This is a genomic window from Aquitalea sp. ASV11 (assembly GCF_016429185.1).
GTDB classification, from domain to species: Bacteria; Pseudomonadota; Gammaproteobacteria; order Burkholderiales; family Chromobacteriaceae; genus Aquitalea; species Aquitalea pelogenes.
Window position 1 is genome coordinate 1 of record NZ_JAELUD010000014.1, and the last position, 19,570, is coordinate 19,570.

The window sequence follows — 19,570 nt, forward strand, 5'->3', positions numbered from 1 at the left end:
CCAAGTTCGGCGCATCCGTATACGTGCTGAGCAAGGATGAAGGCGGTCGTCACACCCCGTTCTTCGCTAACTACCGTCCGCAGTTCTATTTCCGTACAACCGACGTGACCGGTGCTGTAAGCCTGGCCGAAGGCGTGGAAATGGTAATGCCGGGTGACAACGTAGAAATCACCGTAGAACTGATCGCCCCGATCGCTATGGAAGAAGGTCTGCGTTTCGCGATCCGTGAAGGTGGCCGTACTGTTGGCGCCGGCGTTGTTGCCAAGATCATCGCCTAATCGGAGCAGATAATATGCAAAGCCAGAAAATCCGCATCCGCCTGAAGGCCTTCGATTACAACCTGATCGATCGTTCCGCCCAGGAAATCGTTGAAACTGCCAAGCGTACCGGCGCTGTTGTCAAGGGCCCGGTTCCGCTGCCGACCAAAATCGAGCGTTTCAACGTTCTGCGTTCCCCGCACGTGAACAAGACTTCCCGCGACCAGCTGGAAATCCGCACTCACCTGCGCCTGATGGACATCGTAGATCCGACCGACAAGACTGTTGATGCTCTGATGAAGCTCGACCTGCCGGCCGGTGTGGATGTGGAAATCAAGCTGCAGTAATGACAGGAAATGCAGCGCTCGCAGGTTAAGTGCTTGCGATTGCTGAAAATCTTGTGATACATTAGCGGACTCGCAATTTTGCGAGTCCGCTTTTGTTTTTTATGCCGGTCAATCGTAATCGGCGCCTGCAAAAGGATATAAACATGAGTTTAGGTCTTGTCGGTCGCAAAGTCGGCATGACCCGCATTTTTGCCGAAGATGGTGCATCCATCCCGGTAACTGTGCTGGACATGTCCGCTAACCGCGTCACGCAAATCAAAACTGCCGAAGTTGACGGCTACTCTGCCGTTCAAGTTACTTTCGGTGCCCGTAAAGCTAGCCGCGTTAACAAGGCGGCAGCTGGTCACTTTGCCAAGGCTGGCGTTGAAGCAGGTCTGGGTCTGAACGAATTCGTTCTGTCCGCAGAAGCTCTCTCCTCCCTGAAGCCGGGTGATGCACTGTCCGTTGAAATCTTCACCGTAGGTCAACTGGTTGATGTAACCGGTACCTCCAAGGGTAAGGGTTTCTCCGGTGTGATCAAGCGTCACAACTTCTCTTCCAACCGCGCTTCGCACGGTAACTCCCGTTCGCATAACACGCCGGGTTCTATCGGTCAAGCACAGGATCCGGGTCGTATTTTCCCGGGTAAGCGCATGGCTGGTCAGTACGGCAACGTCAAGAGCACTGTTCAGTGCCTGGAAGTTGTTCGTGTTGACGCCGAGCGTCAGCTGCTTCTGGTTAAGGGTGCCGTTCCTGGTGCCAAGAACGGCGATGTTGTCGTTCGTCCTAGCGTGAAGGCAGGTGCGTGATGGAATTGAAAGTAATCAATAGCCAAGGTCAGGCTGCTGGCAGCCTGCAGGCATCCGAGACTCTGTTCGGTCGCGAATACAACGAAGCCCTGGTTCACCAGGTTGTGACTGCATTCCTGGCGAATGCTCGCAGCGGTAACCGCGCTCAGCTGACTCGTGCCGAAGTAAACCACTCCACCAAGAAGCCGTTCAAGCAGAAGGGTACTGGTAACGCACGTGCCGGTATGACTTCCACTCCGAACCGTCGTGGTGGTGGTCGTGCTTTCCCGAACAGCCCGGACGAGAATTTCTCTCAGAAGGTTAACCGCAAGATGTTCCGCGCTGGTATGGCAGCTATCCTGTCCCAGCTGGTTCGCGACGAGCGTCTGATCGTGGTTGATTCGCTGTCGGTTGAATCGCCGAAAACCAAGGAATTCGTAGGTGTGGTTAAGTCCATGGGTCTGGAGCAGGCTCTGTTCATTACCCGTGAACTGGACGAAAACCTCTATCTGTCTTCGCGCAATCTGCCGAACGTGCTGGTGATCGAAGCACAACAAGCTGACCCGTACAGCCTGCTGCGTTTCAAGAAGATCGTCATCACCCGTGAGGCGGTGCAGCATCTGGAGGAGCAGTGGGCATGAATCAAGAACGTCTGTTGCAAGTAATTCTGGCCCCGGTTGTTTCCGAAAAGAGCACCATGGTTGCTGAGAAGCATCAGCAAGTTGTTTTCCGTGTTGCTACCGATGCTACCAAGCCGGAGATCAAGGCTGCAGTTGAAATGCTGTTCAATGTAAAAGTTGAAGGCGTATCCACTGTTAACGTAAAGGGCAAAGTCAAGCGCTTTGGCCGTACCTTTGGCCGTCGTAAAGACTGGAAAAAGGCTTACGTTAGCCTGGTTCAGGGTCAGGAAATCGATCTGACCGCCACCCCGGCCGCTGCGGAGTAAGGAGATAGAGCATGCCTATCGTTAAAGTAAAACCGACTTCCGCGGGTCGTCGTGCTGTTGTCAAGGTGGTTCACCCTGATCTGCACAAAGGCGCTCCGCACGCCGCTCTGGTAGAGAAAAAGTCTGCCACTGCCGGTCGTAACAACAATGGCCACATTACTACCCGTCACATGGGTGGTGGTCACAAGAAGCACTACCGTCTGATCGACTTCCGTCGCAACAAGGATGGCATTCCGGCAAAAGTAGAACGTATCGAATACGATCCGAACCGTACTGCCCACATCGCCCTGTTGTGCTACGCCGATGGCGAACGCCGCTACATCATCGCTCCGCGCGGTGTTAAAGCTGGTGCAGTTCTGCTGTCCGGTGCCGAGGCTCCGATCAAGGCTGGTAACGCTTTGCCGATCCGAAACATCCCGGTGGGTACTACTATCCACTGCGTAGAGCTGCAACCTGGCAAGGGTGCCCAAATGGTCCGTTCGGCTGGCGGTTCCGCCATGCTGCTGGCCCGTGAAGGTGTCTACGCTCAGCTGCGTCTGCGTTCCGGCGAAATTCGTCTGGTGCATGTTGACTGCCGCGCTACCGTTGGCGAAGTGAGCAACGAAGAGCATTCCCTGCGCAAGCTGGGTAAGGCTGGTGCTAGCCGCTGGCGTGGTATTCGTCCGACCGTTCGCGGTACTGCGATGAACCCGATTGATCACCCGCATGGTGGTGGTGAAGGCCGTACTGGTGAAGGCCGTGTGCCGGTTAGCCCATGGGGCACTCCGACTAAGGGCTTCCGTACCCGTCGCAACAAGCGTACCGACAACATGATCGTACGCCGCCGCTATTCTACTAAAGGGTAATTGACAATGGCACGTTCGCAGAAAAAAGGCCCGTTCGTTGATCTGCACCTTCTGAAGAAGGTCGACGCGGCGCGTGCAACCAATGACAAGCGTCCGATCAAGACTTGGTCGCGTCGTTCGACCGTCCTGCCGGACTTCATTGGTTTGACCATCGCGGTACACAACGGTCGCACCCATGTGCCTGTTTATGTTTCCGAAAACATGGTCGGTCATAAACTGGGCGAATTCTCGCTGACTCGTACCTTCAAAGGCCACGCGGCCGATAAGAAGGCGAAGAAGAGATAAGGTGAAGCGATGAGAGTATCTGCAAATCTGAAAAGCGTCCGCCTGTCGGCACAAAAGTGCCGCCTGGTGGCCGATCTGATCCGCGGTCAATCCGTTGGTCAGGCTCTGAATATCCTGGCCTTCTCCCCGAAGAAGGGCGCGGTTATTGTGAAGAAAGTGCTGGAATCTGCCATCGCTAACGCCGAGCACAACGAAGGCGCTGACATCGACACCCTGCGTGTCACCAGCATCTTTGTTGACAAAGGCGCTAGTCTGAAGCGTTTCACTGCCCGTGCTAAGGGTCGTGGCAATCGCATCGAAAAGCAGACCTGCCACATCTCGTTGACCGTTGGCAATTAAGGGGTAAGAAATGGGTCAGAAGATTCATCCGACGGGATTCCGTCTTGCCGTTAACAAAAACTGGTCTTCCAAGTGGTTCGCCAACTCGAAGAATTTCCCGGAAATGCTGATGCAAGACCTGGAAGTTCGCGAATACCTGAAGAAGCGCCTGGGTCATGCGGCTGTTGGTCGTGTCACCATCGAGCGTCCGGCCAAGTCCGCACGCATTACCATTCACAGTGCCCGTCCGGGTGTTGTGATCGGTAAAAAGGGTGAGGACATCGAAGTTCTGAAGCGCGAACTGCAAGCTCGTCTGGGCGTGCCGGTTCACGTGAATATCGAAGAAGTTCGCAAGCCGGAACTGGACGCGCAAATCATTGCTGATGGCATCGCCTCCCAGCTGGAAAAGCGTGTAATGTTCCGCCGTGCCATGAAGCGTTCCATGCAGAACGCCATGCGCATGGGCGCCCAGGGCATCAAGATCATGTCCTCCGGTCGTCTGAACGGCATCGATATCGCTCGTAGCGAATGGTATCGCGAAGGCCGTGTGCCGCTGCATACCCTGCGTGCCGATGTTGACTACGCTACCTCTGAAGCCAAGACCACCTACGGTATCATCGGCATCAAGGTATGGGTTTACAAAGGTGAGCTGAAGCCGGGTCAAGTAGCACCGGCTCCGGTTGCGACCGAGAAGAAAACGAGAAAGGGCCCGCGCAATGCTGCAGCCAACTAGACTCAAGTACCGTAAACAGCATAAAGGCCGCAACACTGGTATCGCTACCCGTGGCAACAAGGTGAGCTTTGGTGATTTCGGTTTGAAGGCTGTTGGTCGTGGTCGTCTGACCGCGCGTCAGATCGAAGCGGCCCGTCGTGCCATGACCCGTCACATCAAGCGTGGCGGTCGTATCTGGATCCGTATTTTCCCGGACAAGCCGATCACTTCCAAGCCTGCTGAAGTGCGTATGGGTGGGGGTAAGGGTTCTCCGGAATACTACGTGGCCGAAATCCAGCCTGGCAAGATGCTGTACGAAATGGACGGTGTTAACGAGGAACTCGCTCGTGAAGCTTTCCGTCTGGCCGCAGCCAAGTTGCCGATCGCCACTGTGTTTGTAACTAGACAGGTAGGTCAGTAATGAAAGCGTCCGAACTGAAAGCCAAAACTGTTGACGAGCTGAAAGCGGAACTGCTGAGCCTCCTGAAGGCCCAGTTTGCCCTGCGTATGCAGCACGCTACTCAGCAACTCGCCAAGACCTCTGAACTGAAGAAAGTGCGTCGCGACATCGCTCGTGTTCGCACCGTTCTGAAAGAAAAGGCAGTTTAAGATGAGCGAAACCAAAGTGGTACGTACGCTGACCGGTACCGTTGTCAGCGACAAGATGGATAAGACTGTAACCGTTCTGGTCGAGCGCAAGGTTAAGCACCCGATCTACGGCAAGATTATCCGTCGTTCTAAGAAGTTCCACGCACACGACGAGAACAACGAGTTCAAGGCCGGCGACATCGTAGTAATCAGCGAGTCCCGTCCTCTCTCGAAGACCAAATCGTGGGTGGTGACTGCCCTGGTCGAGAAATCTCGCCAGGTATAAGACTTGCAAGGGACGAAAGTCCCTTGTATAATGGCCATCTTCTTATCCGTGTCGGATAGGAATTCCGCCCTTACGGGGTCCAAAACTGGCCGTTTGATACGCCACAGCTTGATCTGTGGCGTTTCGTCTGTTTGGTCTTGCTCTTATGCGAGAAACCGGCAGGTGAAAGTGACGGATAAAGTTGGATTAGAAAGGTAATCATCAAATGATCCAAATGCAGACCATGCTTGAGGTCGCTGACAATACTGGTGCGCGTCACGTTATGTGCATCAAGGTATTGGGCGGTTCCAAGCGTCGCTATGCAAGCGTTGGCGACATCATCAAGGTGAGCATCAAGGATGCTGCTCCGCGCGGTCGCGTCAAAAAAGGCGACGTGTACAACGCAGTAGTAGTACGCACCGCCAAAGGCGTGCGTCGTCCGGACGGCTCGTTGATCAAGTTTGATAGCAATGCTGCCGTTCTGCTCAACAACAAGCTTGAGCCGATTGGCACTCGTATCTTCGGACCCGTGACGCGTGAACTGCGTACCGAGCGTTTCATGAAGATCGTGTCGCTTGCTCCTGAAGTGCTGTAAGGAGGTCGCATGCGCAAAATTCGTAAAGGTGATGAAGTCGTAGTAATCACCGGTAAAGACAAGGGTAAACGCGGCACTGTTCTGCGCGTCCTGGATGAAAAACTGGTTGTTGAAGGCGTGAATGTTGCCAAGAAACACCAGAAGCCGAATCCGGTGCGTGGCGTTGCTGGTGGTATCGTTGAAAAGGTTATGCCTGTTGACGCTTCCAACGTTGCTATTTTCAACCCGGCTAGCCAGAAGGCTGACCGCGTAGGCTTCAAGACTCTTGAAGACGGCCGCAAGGTACGCGTGTTCAAGTCCAGTGGCGAAGTTATCGGCGCGTAAGGAAAAGCAAACATGGCACGTTTCTACGATTTCTACAAAGACAGCGTAGTGCCGGAACTGATGAAACAGTTCGGCTACAAGTCGATCATGGAAGTTCCACGCATCGAGAAGATCACCGTCAACATGGGTGTTGGTGAAGCTGTTGCCGATAAAAAGGTAATGGAATTCGCCGTGGGCGACATGGAAAAGATTGCTGGCCAGAAGCCGGTAGTTACCACCGCTCGCAAATCCATCGCCGGCTTCAAGATTCGTGATGACTATCCGGTTGGTTGCAAGGTTACCCTGCGCCGTGAACGCATGTACGAATTCCTGGACCGTCTGGTAACCATCGCGTTGCCGCGTGTTCGTGACTTCCGTGGTGTTTCCGCCAAGTCTTTTGACGGCCGCGGCAACTACAACATGGGTGTCAAGGAACAGATCATCTTCCCGGAAATCGAGTACGACAAGATCGATGCTCTGCGTGGTATGAACATTACTGTTACCACTACGGCGAAGACTGACGAAGAGGCCCGCGCTCTGCTGGCTGCGTTCAAGTTCCCGTTCAAGGGTTAAGCACATGGCAAAACTTGCACTGATCAAGCGTGAAGAGAAGCGCGTTAAGGTGGCTGAAAAATTTGCCGCTAAGCGCGAAGCCCTCATCGCTACCATCAACAATCAAAGCCTCTCGGAAGAAGAACGCTTCGCCGCTCGACTGCAACTGCAGCAGCTGCCGCGCAATGCTTCCCCGGTACGCCAGCGTCGTCGCTGCGCCATTACCGGTCGTCCGCGTGGCGTGTTCCGTAAATTCGGTCTGGGTCGTAACAAACTCCGTGAAATCGCCATGAAGGGCGAAATTCCGGGTGTTGTTAAGGCCAGCTGGTAATAGGAGAACCATAAATGAGCATGCACGATCCTATTTCCGATATGTTGACCCGCATCCGTAACGGCCAAATGGCTTCCAAGGTGGCTGTTGCTATGCCGTCTTCCAAGCTGAAAGTTGCGCTGGCACAGGTGCTTAAAGAAGAAGGCTACATCGAAGATTTCGCCGTTGCCGGCGAAGCCAAGAAGCCTGTTCTTGATATCCAGCTCAAGTACTACGCTGGCCGTCCGGTGATCGAACGCATTGACCGCGTTTCCCGTCCTGGCCTGCGCGTGTACAAGGGCTCCACCGAAATCCCGAAGGTAATGAATGGTCTGGGCGTAGCTATCCTGTCTACTTCCAAGGGCATCATGACCGATCGCAAAGCACGCGCTGCCGGTATCGGCGGTGAGCTGCTGTGCGTAGTGGCATAAGGGGGTCAAATGTCTCGCGTAGCTAAGAATCCCGTAGCCATTCCGGCTGGCGTCGAAGTTAAATTCGGTGCTGCAGAAGTGACCGTAAAGGGTGCCCTGGGCTCCCTGAGCGCCGCTCTGTGCAATGACGTTGAAATCAAGTTCGACAACAACGAACTGACTTTCGCGGCTAAAAACGACAGCAAGTTCGCACGTGCCATGTCCGGCACCCTGCGCGCCCTGCTGAACAATATGGTGATTGGTGTATCCAAGGGCTTCGAGAAGAAGCTGCAGCTGGTTGGCGTGGGTTACCGTGCCCAGGCTCAAGGCGACACCCTGAACCTGTCTCTGGGTTTCTCCCATCCGGTAGCTCACCAGATGCCTGCTGGCATCAAGGCTGAGACTCCGACTCAGACCGAGATCCTGATCAAGGGTGCTGACAAGCAACTCGTTGGCCAGATCGCTGCCGAAATCCGCGCTTATCGTTCCCCGGAACCCTACAAGGGCAAGGGTGTTCGTTACGCTGATGAGGTTGTGGTTCTGAAAGAAACCAAGAAGAAGTAACTGAGGCACTGACATGGACAAGAAACAAGCTCGACTCCGCCGTGCACGTAAAACCCGTGCTCGGATTGCGGAGCTCAAGATGGTGCGTCTCACTGTTTACCGCACCAACAGCCACATTTATGCCCAGATCATTGATGAAACTGGCAGCAAGGTACTGGCAAGCGCTTCCACTCTGGAAGCTGAAGTACGCGCTGACGTTTCCAATGGTGGCAATGTGGCCGCTGCAGCCGTAGTCGGTAAGCGCATCGCTGAAAAAGCCAAGGCAGCCGGTATTTCGACCGTGGCATTTGACCGTTCCGGTTTCAAATACCATGGCCGTATGAAGGCTGTGGCAGACGCAGCCCGTGAACACGGTCTCGTATTCTAATTCGGAGTGAAGAATGGCTAAGCACGAAATGGAAGATCGTGGCGACGGTCTGGTCGAGAAGATGATCAGCGTCAACCGCGTCACCAAAGTGGTTAAGGGCGGCCGTATCATGGCTTTCTCCGCCTTGACCGTCGTTGGTGATGGCGATGGCGGCATCGGTATGGGCAAGGGTCGTTCGAAGGAAGTTCCTGTTGCCGTACAGAAGGCAATGGAACAGGCCCGCCGCAATCTGGTAAAGATCCCGCTGCGTAATGGTACGCTGCATCACACCGTAACCGGCAAGCATGGTGCTACCACCGTGTTCATCCAGCCGGCCAAGGAAGGTACTGGCGTTAAGGCCGGTGGCCCGATGCGCGCAATCTTCGACGCAATGGGTGTTCACAATGTTTCGGCCAAGATTCATGGTTCCACCAACCCGTACAACGTGGTTCGTGCAACTCTGGACGGCCTGAACAAGATTAACACCGCTTCTCAGGTTGCCGCCAAGCGTGGTCTGACCGTAGAAGAGATCCTGGGGGTTGATCATGAGTAACACCAACACTGTTAAGGTAACTCTGGTAAAGAGCCTGATCGGTCGTCTGGAATCCCACAAGGCTTGCGCCCGTGGCCTGGGTCTGAAAAAGATCCGCCAGACTGTGGAAGTGCTCGATACCCCTGAAAACCGTGGCATGATCAACAAGATCAGCTACCTGTTGAAATTCGAGGGCTAAGAGATGCTGCTGAACACCATTCAACCCGGTGCCGGCGCCAAGCATGCCAAGCGTCGTGTAGGTCGCGGCATTGGTAGCGGCCTGGGCAAGACTTCCGGTCGTGGCCACAAGGGTCAAAAGAGCCGTGCAGGTGGTTTCCACAAGGTTGGTTTTGAAGGCGGTCAAATGCCGCTGCAACGTCGCTTGCCGAAACGTGGCTTCAAGTCGCTGACTGCTCGCTTCAATGCAGAAGTACGCCTGTCCGAACTTAACCTGCTGCCGGTTGACGAAATCGATCTGTTGGCACTGAAGCAAGCTGGTCTGGTAGACGCTCAGGCTCTGGTAGCCAAGGTTGTCCTGTCCGGCAAGATCGAACGTGCCGTTAAGCTGCGTGGCATTGCTGCGACTGCTGGCGCTCGCGCTGCTATCGAAGCTGCCGGCGGCAGTATTGAATAAGGCGCACTTACGTGTCGAATACTTCTCTAGTTGGAAATGCCAATAAATTTGGTGATTTGAAGCGCCGTATCATGTTCTTGATCGGAGCTTTGATTGTTTACCGTATTGGTGCGCATATTCCGGTGCCTGGTATCAATCCTGCCGAACTAGCGAAGTTGTTCCACACGTCGCAGACGGGCCTGCTCGACATGTTCAACATGTTCTCGGGCGGCGCCCTCTCGAGGTTTACGGTATTTGCCCTGGGCATCATGCCGTACATCTCTGCTTCCATCATTCTTCAGCTTGCCTCAGAGGTTCTTCCGAGCCTGAAGCAGCTGAAGAAGGAAGGCGACGCTGGACGTCGTAAGGTAACTCAGTACACACGTTATGCAACCGTTTTGCTGGCCTCTTTCCAGAGTTTCAGTATTGCGGTGATGCTGTTTAAGCAGCCTAACCTGGTGGTGACTGCCCAGTGGGAGTTCTACCTGACAACCGTGGTATCTCTGGTAACCGGCACCATGTTCCTCATGTGGCTGGGTGAGCAGATTACCGAGCGTGGTATCGGCAACGGTATTTCGCTGATCATCTGTGCAGGTATTGCATCGGGTGTTCCGGCTGCCATTGGCAAGACGCTCACGCTGACCAGTCAAGGCTCGCTGCCCATCCTGTTTACCATCGTGCTGTTTGTTGGTGTTGCACTGATGACCTACGTAGTCGTGTTCGCAGAACGCGGCCAGCGCAAGGTTCTGGTCAACTACGCCAAGCGTCAGGTTGGTAATCGTGTCATGCAGGGCCAGAGCACGCACATGCCGCTCAAGCTCAACATGGCAGGGGTGATCCCGCCGATTTTCGCATCCAGCATCATCCTGTTCCCTGCCACCATTCTTGGCTGGCTTGGTAACAATGAAAGCCTGGGTTGGCTCAAGGGCGTGGCTGACAAGCTGCATCCGGGTCAGCCGATCTATGTGCTGCTGTATGCAACGGCCATCATTTTCTTCTGTTACTTCTACACCGCGCTCGTTTTCAATCCGAAAGAGACGGCAGATAACCTGAAGAAAAGTGGTGCTTTCATCCCAGGTATCCGTCCAGGTGAGCAGACTTCGCGTTATATCGAGAAGATCATTCTGCGGCTGACATTGATCGGTGCAATCTACATTACGCTGGTTTGTCTGTTGCCGGAATTCCTCATCCTGAAGTGGAATGTACCGTTCTACTTCGGTGGCACATCACTGCTGATCATTGTAGTGGTCACCATGGATTTCATGGCTCAGGTACAGTCCTACGTTCTGTCGCATCAGTACGAAAGCTTGCTCAAGAAGGCTAACTTCAAAGGCAATGCGCTCGGCCGGTGACATACGTGTTCTCGCTGGGTTATATGGCTAGGTAAGAAACCATCCAGATGCAGGGTGAGATTTGGCAGTAGAGCAGCTGCCCTACTGCTGGATCAAACTTGAGAATGGACACGTCGTACTTGGGCATGATCAGCAAGCTTGTGTCAAAACACGCTTATTGATTAAAAGGTCAGGGTGGCCAACACCGCCTGGACAGACCGCTGCCCGTATCGTGTTCCGTGCGAAATTACGCACTCGCTCTTTTAGAGTAACGAAAGGAACTGACATGCGAGTACAGCCTTCGGTAAAGAAGATTTGCCGTAACTGCAAAATTATCCGTCGCAATCGCGTTGTACGCGTGATCTGCACGGACCCGCGTCACAAGCAAAAACAAGGCTAACATTTGTTAGACCTGACTTTGCGTGTTACAATCGCAAACTTTTCAAGGTCTTAAGGCTTAAGGAAAGAGTATGGCCCGTATTGCAGGGGTAAATATCCCCAATCATGCGCATGCCGTTATTGGCCTGCAGGCAATTTTCGGCATCGGTCAAACTCGCGCCCAGCAGATTTGTGCTGCTGCCAGCGTGAACCCCTCCACCAAGGTGAAGGATCTGACTGACGCTGAGATGGAAACTCTGCGTGAAGAAGTAGCGAAGTTCACTGTTGAAGGTGACCTGCGCCGCGAAATCACGATGAGCATCAAACGTCTGATGGACATGGGCTGCTATCGCGGCATGCGCCATCGTCGTGGCCTGCCGTGCCGCGGTCAGCGCACTCGCACTAACGCGCGTACCCGTAAGGGACCGCGTAAGGCGATCGCCGGCAAGAAGTAACTAAAGGAACACAGAAATGGCTAAAGCAAACACAGCTGTCCGTGTACGCAAAAAAGTGCGCAAGTCTGTTAGCGAAGGTATCGTGCATGTTCACGCTTCGTTCAACAACACCATCATCACTATCACCGACCGTCAAGGCAATGCACTGTCTTGGGCTACCTCTGGCGGCGCTGGTTTTAAGGGCTCGCGCAAAAGTACACCCTTTGCTGCTCAGGTAGCAGCAGAGCATGCTGGTAAAGTTGCCCAAGAATACGGTGTGAAGAACCTCGAAGTTCGTATCAAGGGCCCGGGTCCGGGTCGTGAATCCGCTGTTCGCGCACTCAACGCGCTGGGTTTCAAGATCACCAGCATCTCCGACGTGACGCCGGTACCGCACAACGGTTGCCGTCCGCCCAAAAAACGTCGTATTTAATTCGGAGAGTGTGAGAACATGGCACGTTATATCGGCCCAAAATGTAAGCTCGCTCGTCGTGAAGGCACCGACCTTTTCCTGAAGAGCGCGCGTCGTGCACTGGATTCCAAGTGCAAACTGGATACCCCGCCTGGTCAACACGGCGCCCGTAAGGGTCGTCTGTCCGACTACGGTGTCCAACTGCGTGAAAAGCAGAAAATCCGCCGTATCTATGGCGTACTCGAGCGTCAGTTCCGCAATTACTTTGCGGAAGCTGTACGTCGTAAAGGCTCCACTGGTGAAAACCTGCTGAAGCTGCTCGAAGCACGTCTGGACAACGTTGTATATCGCATGGGCTTTGGCTCCACTCGTGCAGAAGCACGTCAGCTGGTAAGCCACAAGGCTATCGTTGTGAACGGCCAGGTAGTTAACATTCCGTCTTTCCAGGTTAAAGCTGGTGACGTAGTGTCTGTCCGCGAAAAAGCCAAGAAGCAAGCCCGTATCGTAGAGGGTCTGGCTCTGGCTGAGCAAGGTGGTTTCCCTTCCTGGGTGTCTGTTGACTCCAAGAAGATGGAAGGCGTCTTCAAATCTGCTCCGGAACGTTCCGAACTGTCTAGCGATATCAACGAACAGCTCGTTGTGGAATTCTACTCCAAGTAATCGCTAGCTCTTAGGGAATGACTATGCAAAACAGCGCTTCGGAATTTTTGAAACCTCGTCTGATTGACGTGCAGCCGGTATCTGCTACCCATGCACGCGTTTCGATGGAGCCGTTCGAGCGTGGCTATGCTCACACTCTTGGCAACTCGCTGCGCCGTATCCTGCTGTCGTCGATGCCGGGCTTTGCTCCTACCGAAGTGACTATCGCTGGCGTTTTGCATGAGTATTCCGCACTTGATGGCGTGCGCGAGGATGTCGTAGACATCCTCCTCAACCTCAAGGGCGTAGTGCTTAAGCTGCATGGTCGTGACAGTGTCGTGCTGACCTTGAAAAAGGAAGGCGAAGGTGCTGTCTTGGCTGGCGATATCGAGTTGCCGCATGATGTTGAAGTGATCAATCCGGAACACGTGATTGCCCACCTCTCTGTTGGCGGCAAAATCGACATGGAGATCAAGGTCGAAAAAGGCCGTGGCTATCAGCCTGTGTCTGCTCGTTCCATTCATGAAGAAAACCGTTCCATCGGTACCATTCAACTGGATGCTTCCTTCTCGCCGGTTCGCCGTGTGAGCTTTGCTGTGGAAAGCGCCCGTGTTGAACAACGTACCGACCTCGACCGCCTGGTTCTCGATATTGAAACCAATGGCGTGATCGAACCGGAACAGGCCGTGCGCAATGCTGCACGTATTCTGATGGATCAGCTGTCGATCTTTGCTGACCTCCAAGGCACAGCGGTTGAAGAAGTCGTTGAAAAGGCGCCGCCGATCGATCCGATCCTGCTGCGTCCGGTAGACGATCTTGAACTGACGGTTCGTTCGGCCAACTGCCTGAAGGCTGAGAACATTTATTACATCGGCGATCTGATTCAGCGTACTGAAACCGAGCTTCTGAAGACTCCGAACCTCGGTCGCAAATCGCTGAACGAGATCAAAGAAGTTCTCGCTTCCAAGGGTCTGACTCTCGGCATGAAGCTTGAGAATTGGCCTCCGGCTGGTCTGGAAAAGCCGTAAGTTTGAGACTAAAGGACATTAACAATGCGTCATCGTTACAGTAATCGTAAACTGAACCGCACGACCAGCCATCGTCTGGCGATGCTGCGCAACATGGCGAATTCGCTGCTGAAGCACGAAGTTATCGTGACCACGCTGCCGAAAGCCAAGGAACTGCGTCGTGTGGCCGAGCCGCTGATTACGCTCGGCAAAAAGCCGTCTCTCGCCAACCGTCGTCTGGCGTTTGACCGCACTCGTGACCGCGATATCGTGGTTAAACTCTTCGACGTTCTCGGCCCGCGCTTCTCCGCCCGCAATGGTGGTTATGTGCGTATCCTGAAGTACGGTTTCCGTAAGGGCGACAATGCCCCGCTGGCTCTGGTTGAGCTGGTTGACCGTGCTGAAGATGCCGTTGCCGTTGTAGATGACTCCGCTGAATAATATTCGGTGAAGTTATGAAGAAAGCCAGCGCAAGCTGGCTTTTTTCATTTCTGCTTCAACCTGTTCTTCCAGCCCTTAGGTGGTGATCAGAATTCATACCTGGATTCATGCACCTGCATGGGGGCACCAAGTTCCAGAATTCCCTCGCTCCGTGCCACCAGATTCACGCCAAAGCAAATTCCCTCAGCCAGTTGCCTGGTCTTGCTGAGTGTCTGCATCGGTTCATTGTCTGCATCAACGACAGCACTGACCGGGTCGGTGGTAATCATCTGGCAGCGGGTGCATGGCTTGGCCACATCAAATACGATGTCCCCGATCTGAATAACCTTCCAGTCATCCTCCTCGTATGGAAGTGCGCCACTGATCAGCAAATTGGGTCTGAAATGTTGCACCGTCACCGGTTTGCGCAATTCCTGATTCAGTGCGTCCAGCGAGGCCTGATTCACCAGCAGATAGGGATAGCCATCGGCAAATGACATGGGGGTCTGTGCTCCATCCAACACGCGTGTGGACTGCATGCCCAGCCATAGCAATCGACAGTTCGTACCCATGTAATCAGACAGCCAGGCATCCACGTGTTCGTCCCCATGCCAGGCCGTGAAGTTGGCACGCCATACGGTTGCTGCCGCCTTTTGCTTGTAGACCTGGGTCATGGCAAGTATCGGTGAACGTCCCGGAGCACTCAGCAACAAACCACCAGGTATTAGTGCTGTTGTAATTTGCAACATTTGTGGATATTGCCGTGCGGTCAGGAACTGCCCATCCGCTGTGCTGAGCAACCATTCCCTGTCATGCAGCAAGCCTTGCGCACTGGCAAAAGCCCTGTCGTAGGCAATTCCTCGTGCAGATTTCATTGGGTGCACAAACATCTGTGTCAGTTTCATGTGTGCTCTTTCTGGCAATGTCCGAGGCATGATCCTAGCATTGTTGTACTACCTATGGTGTCCGCCTTGTCGAAGATGGGTGGTATCGGCATGCAGTCTGAACCTTCTATATGACGATATCTTTGGCGCTGTTGTATCAGATCAGTATTTTCAGCTTGCATTCTTGCTAGGCTATACGGTTGTCTTGCTGCTGATCGCTCATATCAGATTTACAGCTGGCATCTGATGAATGTACTCACTACTTTTAAATGGCACATGGGTAAACCCCGCTATATGTTTGTCTATAAAGATGTAGAATGACAGAAACTGTCAATTAGAGCAGTTGCTTGCTAGAGACTGTCAACGGGAACAGAGAGAAAAAAATGAACACAACTGCCGGAATGTCATTACGCAACCGTCTTATTGCTTGGCTGTTGCTGGTTGCCTTGCTGATTTGCTGTCTGAGTGGTCTTGCCCTGTACAACCAGCGCAATAGCCTGCTACAGGACAGGCAGGACAAAACACGGAACCTGGTTGAATCCGCCATGGGCATCATCAGCAGCTATGAGGCCCTGGAGGCGAGTGGCAAGCTGAGTGAAGCCCAAGCCAAGCAAATGGCCGCTGCTGCGCTGATGGCCAGCCATTATGACGGCAAGGAGTACTTCTTCGGTTACGACCAGAACTGGAACTATGTCATTCACGGTGCCAAGGCAGCCATGCTGGGCAAGAGTGTTCAGGGTTTGAAGACCCCGACGGGTGTTGATCTGGGGCAGTTGTTCATTGACACGGTAAGCAAAGGTAATGGACAAGGTTTTGCCGCCTATGTGTGGGACAAGCCCGGGTTCGACCAGCCGCAACCCAAGATTTCCTACCTGATGACCAGCCAGCGCTGGCACTGGATTATCGGTACTGGCATTTATCTGGACGATGTCCAGGCCGCGTTCATGAAGCAACTATGGCTGACCCTGGCCGAGGTGGCCGCCATTCTGGCCTTGTTGCTGATTGCCGGGCTGTTGCTGATGCGCAGCGTATTGGGGCAACTGGGGGCGGATCCTGGCGAAACCATGCAGGTGGTCCGTCGCATTGCGGATGGTTATCTGGATACCCAGGTGAACGTGGCTGCAGGTGACACAAGCAGCGTGATGGCAGCGGTTCAGCAAATGCAGCAGCATCTGAAGTCGCTGGTTCGGGAAATTGCCGATGAAGCCGTACGCTTGTCCGGCATGAGTTCTGATGTGGCCCGCCGCTCGGATGCGGTGGTGCGTGGTTCTGATCAGCAAAGTGAGGCAGCCGCAGCCATGGCAGCTTCCATCGAGCAGCTGACGGTCAGTATCAATCATATTTCCAGCCATGCACATGATGCGCGCAATCTGTCACAAGAGTCCGGCCGCCTGTCGCGTGAAGGTGGCGAAGTGATCTCCAGCGCCGTCAATGAAATGCACCGTATCAACGAGTCGGTTGATCAGGCGGCAGCAACCATTGCTGATCTGGCCAGCAAGACCCAGACCATTTCCAGCATCATGCAGGTGATCAAGGATATTGCTGATCAGACCAACCTGCTGGCCCTGAATGCGGCCATCGAGGCTGCGCGTGCGGGTGAGATGGGGCGCGGTTTTGCCGTGGTGGCGGATGAAGTGCGCAAACTGTCGGAGCGTACCGGCCAGGCTACGCAGGAAATCGCCGGCATGATCCAGGAAATCCAGAGCAGCTCCGATCAGTCACGTGCCTGTATGGAAGAAGCGGTTGGTCGTGTGAAGAATGGTTTGCAACTGGCGGTTCAGGGTGGGGAAGCGATATCCCACATCCGTGATAGCGCCACCAGTGTGGTGGATGTGGTGAACGAGATATCACATGCGCTGAAAGAACAGGGCAGTGCCAGCACCGAAATTGCACAGCAGGTGGAATTGATCGCTCGTAGCGCCAGTGGTAATGCAGAGGAGGCGGCAGGTACCTCGAAGGAAGTGCAGGCCATGCATGCATTGGCCGACGATTTGCGTCAGCTGGTATCCAAGTTCCACGTGTAAGAAGCCATGCCAAGCAAAAGCCCTCCACCAGGAGGGCTTTTTTATTCAGTTACCGCAGCACTAACTGCTCTGCGTTACTTCTGCCACTCGTAGTGCGTGATCAGGACGCGTCGTTTTCAGCGGCTGGCAGTTGCCTGGGCTTTTCCCGGTAACGCTGGTATGCACCCAGCGCCATCGCCAGCACCAGCAAGCTGGCACAAGCGATGATCACCGGTTGATTGCCCAGCTGCATATATGGTGTCAGGCCCTGGTAGTCCTGCACCATGCCTTCCAGCACTTGCTGGGAGAACGGTGCTGCCACGCTGGAAATTTCACCATTGGGACGCACAATCGCCGTCATGCCGTTATTGGTGGCGCGCAGCATGAAGCGGCCGGTTTCCAGTGCGCGCGCCTGGGAGAGCTGCAAATGCTGACTCATGGCCACGCTTTTTCCAAACCAGGCCAGATTGCTGACATTGGCAAGAATGCCTGCGCGGGCAGCGGGGCCGATCAACTCTTCGCCAAAGCTGTCCTCATAACAGATATTGAAGGCAATGTGGTGGCCTGCCAGCAACAGCGGAGCCTGATTGGCACCACCGCGACTAAAGCCAGACAGTGGCATGTTCATGTACTGGTAAATCCAGCCAATCAGGCCGGGTAGCGGGATGAACTCACCAAACGGCACCAGATGATCCTTGGCGTAAGAGGGCAGCGCCGGGTCGGTCAGCACCACCACGGCATTCAGATAACCACGGCCATCCGGGGTGCGGCGTGGAATGCCGGTAGCCAGGGCCATGTTCTTGCGCCGGGCATCGCCTGCCACCATTGTCAGGTAGCCGGAAGGCAGGTCATCCAGAAACACCGGCAGGGCAGTTTCCGGCAAGATCATGACATCTGCCTGGGTACTGGCAACCTGCTGGTAGTAAGTTTTGAGGGTTTGTTCAAAAGCGGCCGGATCCCACTTCAGCACTTGCGCAATATCCCCTTGGGCGAGAGCGACCCGATAGGGCTTGCCTACCGGCTCCGTCCAGTTGACCGATTGCAGCCAGAAGCCGGCACTCCATATTGCCAGCAGCAATGTCGCAGCCAGTGCGCGTTGCAGGCGCTGGCCATTGGCCAGCAGCAGCAAGGCTCCGGCGCTGAGTGCCACCAGATAGCTGACCAGATGGATGCCACCCAGCGGGATGAAACCCGACAAGGGGCTTTCTGTTACCTGTGAATAGCCGACGGCTCCCCAGGGGAAGCCGGTCATCACCCAGCTGCGCAACCATTCCCCCAGCTCCCACAGGGCCGGAAATGCCAGCAGCCAGCGCACCCATGGGCGCTGGTCGATACGGATGACCAGCCAGCAGCCAAGGCCGGGCCAGATGGCAAGATAGGCGGGTAGCAACAGCACCAGCGGCGCAGCCAGCACCGCGGGCAGGCCGGCAATGTCATGCAGGCTGTTGTATATCCAGTTGAAGTTGCTGGTATAGGCTGCAACACCCCAGACATAGCCAGTACGGAAGGCAAGGGTGGGATTGCGTTGTACCAATTGCGCCAGGGCCAGCAGCGACAAGGGCAGCAAGCCGTACAGCCGGTAGGGCGCAAAGCCGTAGAGGGTAAGTGCCCCGGCAAGCGCGGCGGCAATCAGTACAAGCAGGGTGCGCATGTCAGTCCTGGGTGCTGTCGGCGGTATTGCTGTGCAGCCGTTCCACCAGCAGAGTCTGCAGGCGACGGCTGTCGGCGCGCAGGATGGTGAAGCGCAGCGAGCCGGATTCGACGGTTTCGCCGCGTTTGGGCAGGTGGCCAAACAGTGAAATCACCAGGCCGCCTACGGTATCGACGTCGTCGTCGTCGTAACTGGTGGCAAAGTACTCGTTGAAGTCCGCCACTTCGGTGAGGGCGTTCACGCGGTAGCGCTGGTCGCGAACCGGCACGATATTGTTGTCGTCCTCTTCGAAGTCGTATTCGTCTTCGATGTCGCCGACGATCTGTTCGATCACATCCTCGATGGTGACGAGGCCAGACACGCCGCCATATTCATCCACCACAATGGCCATGTGGTTACGGTTGGAGCGGAATTCGCGCAGCAGCACATCCAATGGTTTGGATTCCGGCACAAACACGCTGGCGCGCAGGGTGGCCCGCAGGTCGAAGCGGTCAGGGGCATGGAAGTAATGCAACAGGTCCTTGGCCAGCAGGATGCCCAGCACGTCGTCCTTGTTGTCGCCGATCACCGGAAAACGCGAGTGGCCGGTGCGCAGTACATCCGGCAGCAGGCGTTCGATGGGGTCGTCAATGCGGATGACGTCCATCTGGCTGCGCGGCACCATGACATCACGGGCGGTCAGGTCGCTGACTTCCAGTACGCCTTCAATCATGGCCAGCGCTTCGGCGTCCAGCAGATTGCGTTCAAAGGCGGAGTGCAGCAGGGTGATCAGCTCCTCGCGGTCTTCCGGTTCGCGCAGGAGCATGGCGGACAAGCGTTCCAACAGGCTGGGCTTGTGTTTACTGGGGTCTTCCAT

General features: G+C 54.8%; 32 protein-coding genes and 1 pseudogene. 30 read left to right on the plus strand and 3 right to left on the minus strand.

What is annotated here, in order from left to right:
- The 29 genes and pseudogenes from tuf to rplQ all read left to right on the plus strand — a co-directional run.
- Window positions 1–278 (plus strand): annotated as a pseudogene (tuf, locus tag JHD62_RS06710) (elongation factor Tu); the annotation flags it as partial.
- A gap of 14 nt (window positions 279–292) precedes the next feature.
- Window positions 293–604: a 30S ribosomal protein S10 gene (gene rpsJ / locus JHD62_RS06715; RefSeq protein WP_017507377.1), complete on the plus strand. Its 312-nt coding sequence runs from the start codon at window positions 293–295 to the stop codon at window positions 602–604.
- A 143-nt stretch (window positions 605–747) separates the two neighbouring features.
- Entirely contained in the window at window positions 748–1,392 is a 645-nt protein-coding gene (gene rplC, locus JHD62_RS06720; protein WP_062789193.1) for a 50S ribosomal protein L3, read from the plus strand.
- A complete protein-coding gene (gene rplD / locus JHD62_RS06725) occupies window positions 1,392–2,012 on the plus strand; it encodes a 50S ribosomal protein L4 (protein ID WP_045846866.1) in 621 nt (206 codons plus the stop codon). The genes rplC and rplD overlap by 1 nt, the downstream gene beginning before the upstream one ends.
- Entirely contained in the window at window positions 2,003–2,317 is a 315-nt protein-coding gene (rplW, locus tag JHD62_RS06730; RefSeq protein WP_197077176.1) for a 50S ribosomal protein L23, read from the plus strand. The genes rplD and rplW overlap by 10 nt, the downstream gene beginning before the upstream one ends.
- A gap of 11 nt (window positions 2,318–2,328) precedes the next feature.
- Window positions 2,329–3,162 (plus strand): 50S ribosomal protein L2, encoded by an 834-nt coding sequence (gene rplB / locus JHD62_RS06735; protein ID WP_045846868.1) that lies wholly within the window; start codon window positions 2,329–2,331, stop codon window positions 3,160–3,162.
- Window positions 3,163–3,168: 6 nt separating this feature from the next.
- The gene (gene rpsS, locus JHD62_RS06740) at window positions 3,169–3,447 is read left to right on the plus strand and encodes a 30S ribosomal protein S19 (RefSeq protein WP_024301222.1); all 279 of its coding nucleotides are present in this window, start codon (window positions 3,169–3,171) and stop codon (window positions 3,445–3,447) included.
- A 9-nt stretch (window positions 3,448–3,456) separates the two neighbouring features.
- A complete protein-coding gene (gene rplV / locus JHD62_RS06745) occupies window positions 3,457–3,786 on the plus strand; it encodes a 50S ribosomal protein L22 (protein WP_045846869.1) in 330 nt (109 codons plus the stop codon).
- 10 nt (window positions 3,787–3,796) lie between these two features.
- The gene (gene rpsC / locus JHD62_RS06750) at window positions 3,797–4,498 is read left to right on the plus strand and encodes a 30S ribosomal protein S3 (RefSeq protein WP_045846870.1); all 702 of its coding nucleotides are present in this window, start codon (window positions 3,797–3,799) and stop codon (window positions 4,496–4,498) included.
- The gene (rplP, locus tag JHD62_RS06755) at window positions 4,482–4,898 is read left to right on the plus strand and encodes a 50S ribosomal protein L16 (RefSeq protein WP_045846871.1); all 417 of its coding nucleotides are present in this window, start codon (window positions 4,482–4,484) and stop codon (window positions 4,896–4,898) included. Before rpsC ends, rplP begins: the two co-directional genes overlap by 17 nt.
- On the plus strand, window positions 4,898–5,086 hold the full coding sequence (rpmC, locus tag JHD62_RS06760; protein WP_011137725.1) for a 50S ribosomal protein L29: 189 nt from the start codon (window positions 4,898–4,900) through the stop codon (window positions 5,084–5,086). The genes rplP and rpmC overlap by 1 nt, the downstream gene beginning before the upstream one ends.
- Window position 5,087: 1 nt before the next feature.
- Complete coding sequence (gene rpsQ / locus JHD62_RS06765) at window positions 5,088–5,351, plus strand: 30S ribosomal protein S17 (protein WP_045846872.1); 264 nt, start codon at window positions 5,088–5,090, stop codon at window positions 5,349–5,351.
- Between the two features lie 205 nt (window positions 5,352–5,556).
- Complete coding sequence (gene rplN / locus JHD62_RS06770; RefSeq protein WP_043579386.1) at window positions 5,557–5,925, plus strand: 50S ribosomal protein L14; 369 nt, start codon at window positions 5,557–5,559, stop codon at window positions 5,923–5,925.
- A 9-nt stretch (window positions 5,926–5,934) separates the two neighbouring features.
- On the plus strand, window positions 5,935–6,249 hold the full coding sequence (gene rplX, locus JHD62_RS06775; protein WP_045846873.1) for a 50S ribosomal protein L24: 315 nt from the start codon (window positions 5,935–5,937) through the stop codon (window positions 6,247–6,249).
- A gap of 12 nt (window positions 6,250–6,261) precedes the next feature.
- Window positions 6,262–6,801, plus strand: a complete 540-nt coding sequence (rplE, locus tag JHD62_RS06780) for a 50S ribosomal protein L5 (RefSeq protein WP_045846874.1) — start codon at window positions 6,262–6,264, stop codon at window positions 6,799–6,801.
- A 4-nt stretch (window positions 6,802–6,805) separates the two neighbouring features.
- Window positions 6,806–7,111, plus strand: coding sequence for a 30S ribosomal protein S14 (rpsN, locus tag JHD62_RS06785; RefSeq protein ID WP_045846875.1), 306 nt, complete (start codon window positions 6,806–6,808; stop codon window positions 7,109–7,111).
- Between the two features lie 14 nt (window positions 7,112–7,125).
- A complete protein-coding gene (rpsH, locus tag JHD62_RS06790) occupies window positions 7,126–7,521 on the plus strand; it encodes a 30S ribosomal protein S8 (RefSeq protein ID WP_045846876.1) in 396 nt (131 codons plus the stop codon).
- A 9-nt stretch (window positions 7,522–7,530) separates the two neighbouring features.
- A complete protein-coding gene (rplF, locus tag JHD62_RS06795; RefSeq protein WP_045846877.1) occupies window positions 7,531–8,064 on the plus strand; it encodes a 50S ribosomal protein L6 in 534 nt (177 codons plus the stop codon).
- A 13-nt stretch (window positions 8,065–8,077) separates the two neighbouring features.
- Complete coding sequence (rplR, locus tag JHD62_RS06800; protein WP_045846878.1) at window positions 8,078–8,431, plus strand: 50S ribosomal protein L18; 354 nt, start codon at window positions 8,078–8,080, stop codon at window positions 8,429–8,431.
- A 13-nt stretch (window positions 8,432–8,444) separates the two neighbouring features.
- Entirely contained in the window at window positions 8,445–8,963 is a 519-nt protein-coding gene (gene rpsE, locus JHD62_RS06805) for a 30S ribosomal protein S5 (protein WP_045846879.1), read from the plus strand.
- Window positions 8,956–9,141 carry a 50S ribosomal protein L30 gene (rpmD, locus tag JHD62_RS06810; RefSeq protein WP_045846880.1) on the plus strand — a complete coding sequence of 62 codons (186 nt, stop codon included), beginning with the start codon at window positions 8,956–8,958 and terminating at the stop codon, window positions 9,139–9,141. Before rpsE ends, rpmD begins: the two co-directional genes overlap by 8 nt.
- Before the next feature lie 3 nt (window positions 9,142–9,144).
- Window positions 9,145–9,576, plus strand: coding sequence for a 50S ribosomal protein L15 (gene rplO / locus JHD62_RS06815; protein ID WP_045846881.1), 432 nt, complete (start codon window positions 9,145–9,147; stop codon window positions 9,574–9,576).
- Between the two features lie 11 nt (window positions 9,577–9,587).
- Window positions 9,588–10,907, plus strand: a complete 1,320-nt coding sequence (gene secY, locus JHD62_RS06820) for a preprotein translocase subunit SecY (protein WP_045846882.1) — start codon at window positions 9,588–9,590, stop codon at window positions 10,905–10,907.
- 265 nt (window positions 10,908–11,172) lie between these two features.
- Window positions 11,173–11,286, plus strand: a complete 114-nt coding sequence (gene rpmJ, locus JHD62_RS06825; RefSeq protein ID WP_011137711.1) for a 50S ribosomal protein L36 — start codon at window positions 11,173–11,175, stop codon at window positions 11,284–11,286.
- Between the two features lie 70 nt (window positions 11,287–11,356).
- Window positions 11,357–11,719, plus strand: coding sequence for a 30S ribosomal protein S13 (rpsM, locus tag JHD62_RS06830; RefSeq protein ID WP_045846883.1), 363 nt, complete (start codon window positions 11,357–11,359; stop codon window positions 11,717–11,719).
- Window positions 11,720–11,735: 16 nt separating this feature from the next.
- Window positions 11,736–12,131 (plus strand): 30S ribosomal protein S11, encoded by a 396-nt coding sequence (gene rpsK, locus JHD62_RS06835; RefSeq protein ID WP_008955659.1) that lies wholly within the window; start codon window positions 11,736–11,738, stop codon window positions 12,129–12,131.
- 18 nt (window positions 12,132–12,149) lie between these two features.
- Window positions 12,150–12,770: a 30S ribosomal protein S4 gene (gene rpsD, locus JHD62_RS06840; RefSeq protein WP_045846884.1), complete on the plus strand. Its 621-nt coding sequence runs from the start codon at window positions 12,150–12,152 to the stop codon at window positions 12,768–12,770.
- A gap of 23 nt (window positions 12,771–12,793) precedes the next feature.
- Entirely contained in the window at window positions 12,794–13,777 is a 984-nt protein-coding gene (gene rpoA / locus JHD62_RS06845; RefSeq protein WP_045846885.1) for a DNA-directed RNA polymerase subunit alpha, read from the plus strand.
- A gap of 24 nt (window positions 13,778–13,801) precedes the next feature.
- Window positions 13,802–14,197, plus strand: coding sequence for a 50S ribosomal protein L17 (gene rplQ / locus JHD62_RS06850; protein ID WP_045846886.1), 396 nt, complete (start codon window positions 13,802–13,804; stop codon window positions 14,195–14,197).
- Window positions 14,198–14,283: 86 nt separating this feature from the next.
- Here the strand turns inward: rplQ and JHD62_RS06855 are convergent, their stop codons facing one another.
- Window positions 14,284–15,081, minus strand: a complete 798-nt coding sequence (locus JHD62_RS06855) for an MOSC domain-containing protein (RefSeq protein WP_199102273.1) — start codon at window positions 15,079–15,081, stop codon at window positions 14,284–14,286.
- A 362-nt stretch (window positions 15,082–15,443) separates the two neighbouring features.
- Between JHD62_RS06855 and JHD62_RS06860 the strand changes: the two genes are divergently transcribed.
- Window positions 15,444–17,084, plus strand: coding sequence for a methyl-accepting chemotaxis protein (locus JHD62_RS06860; RefSeq protein WP_199102274.1), 1,641 nt, complete (start codon window positions 15,444–15,446; stop codon window positions 17,082–17,084).
- A 100-nt stretch (window positions 17,085–17,184) separates the two neighbouring features.
- Here JHD62_RS06860 and lnt read toward each other — a convergent pair whose 3' ends face one another.
- Both lnt and JHD62_RS06870 read right to left on the minus strand, forming a co-directional pair.
- Window positions 17,185–18,714, minus strand: coding sequence for an apolipoprotein N-acyltransferase (gene lnt, locus JHD62_RS06865; protein WP_199102275.1), 1,530 nt, complete (start codon window positions 18,712–18,714; stop codon window positions 17,185–17,187).
- Window position 18,715: 1 nt separating this feature from the next.
- Window positions 18,716–19,570 carry an HlyC/CorC family transporter gene (locus JHD62_RS06870; protein WP_199102276.1) on the minus strand — a complete coding sequence of 285 codons (855 nt, stop codon included), beginning with the start codon at window positions 19,568–19,570 and terminating at the stop codon, window positions 18,716–18,718.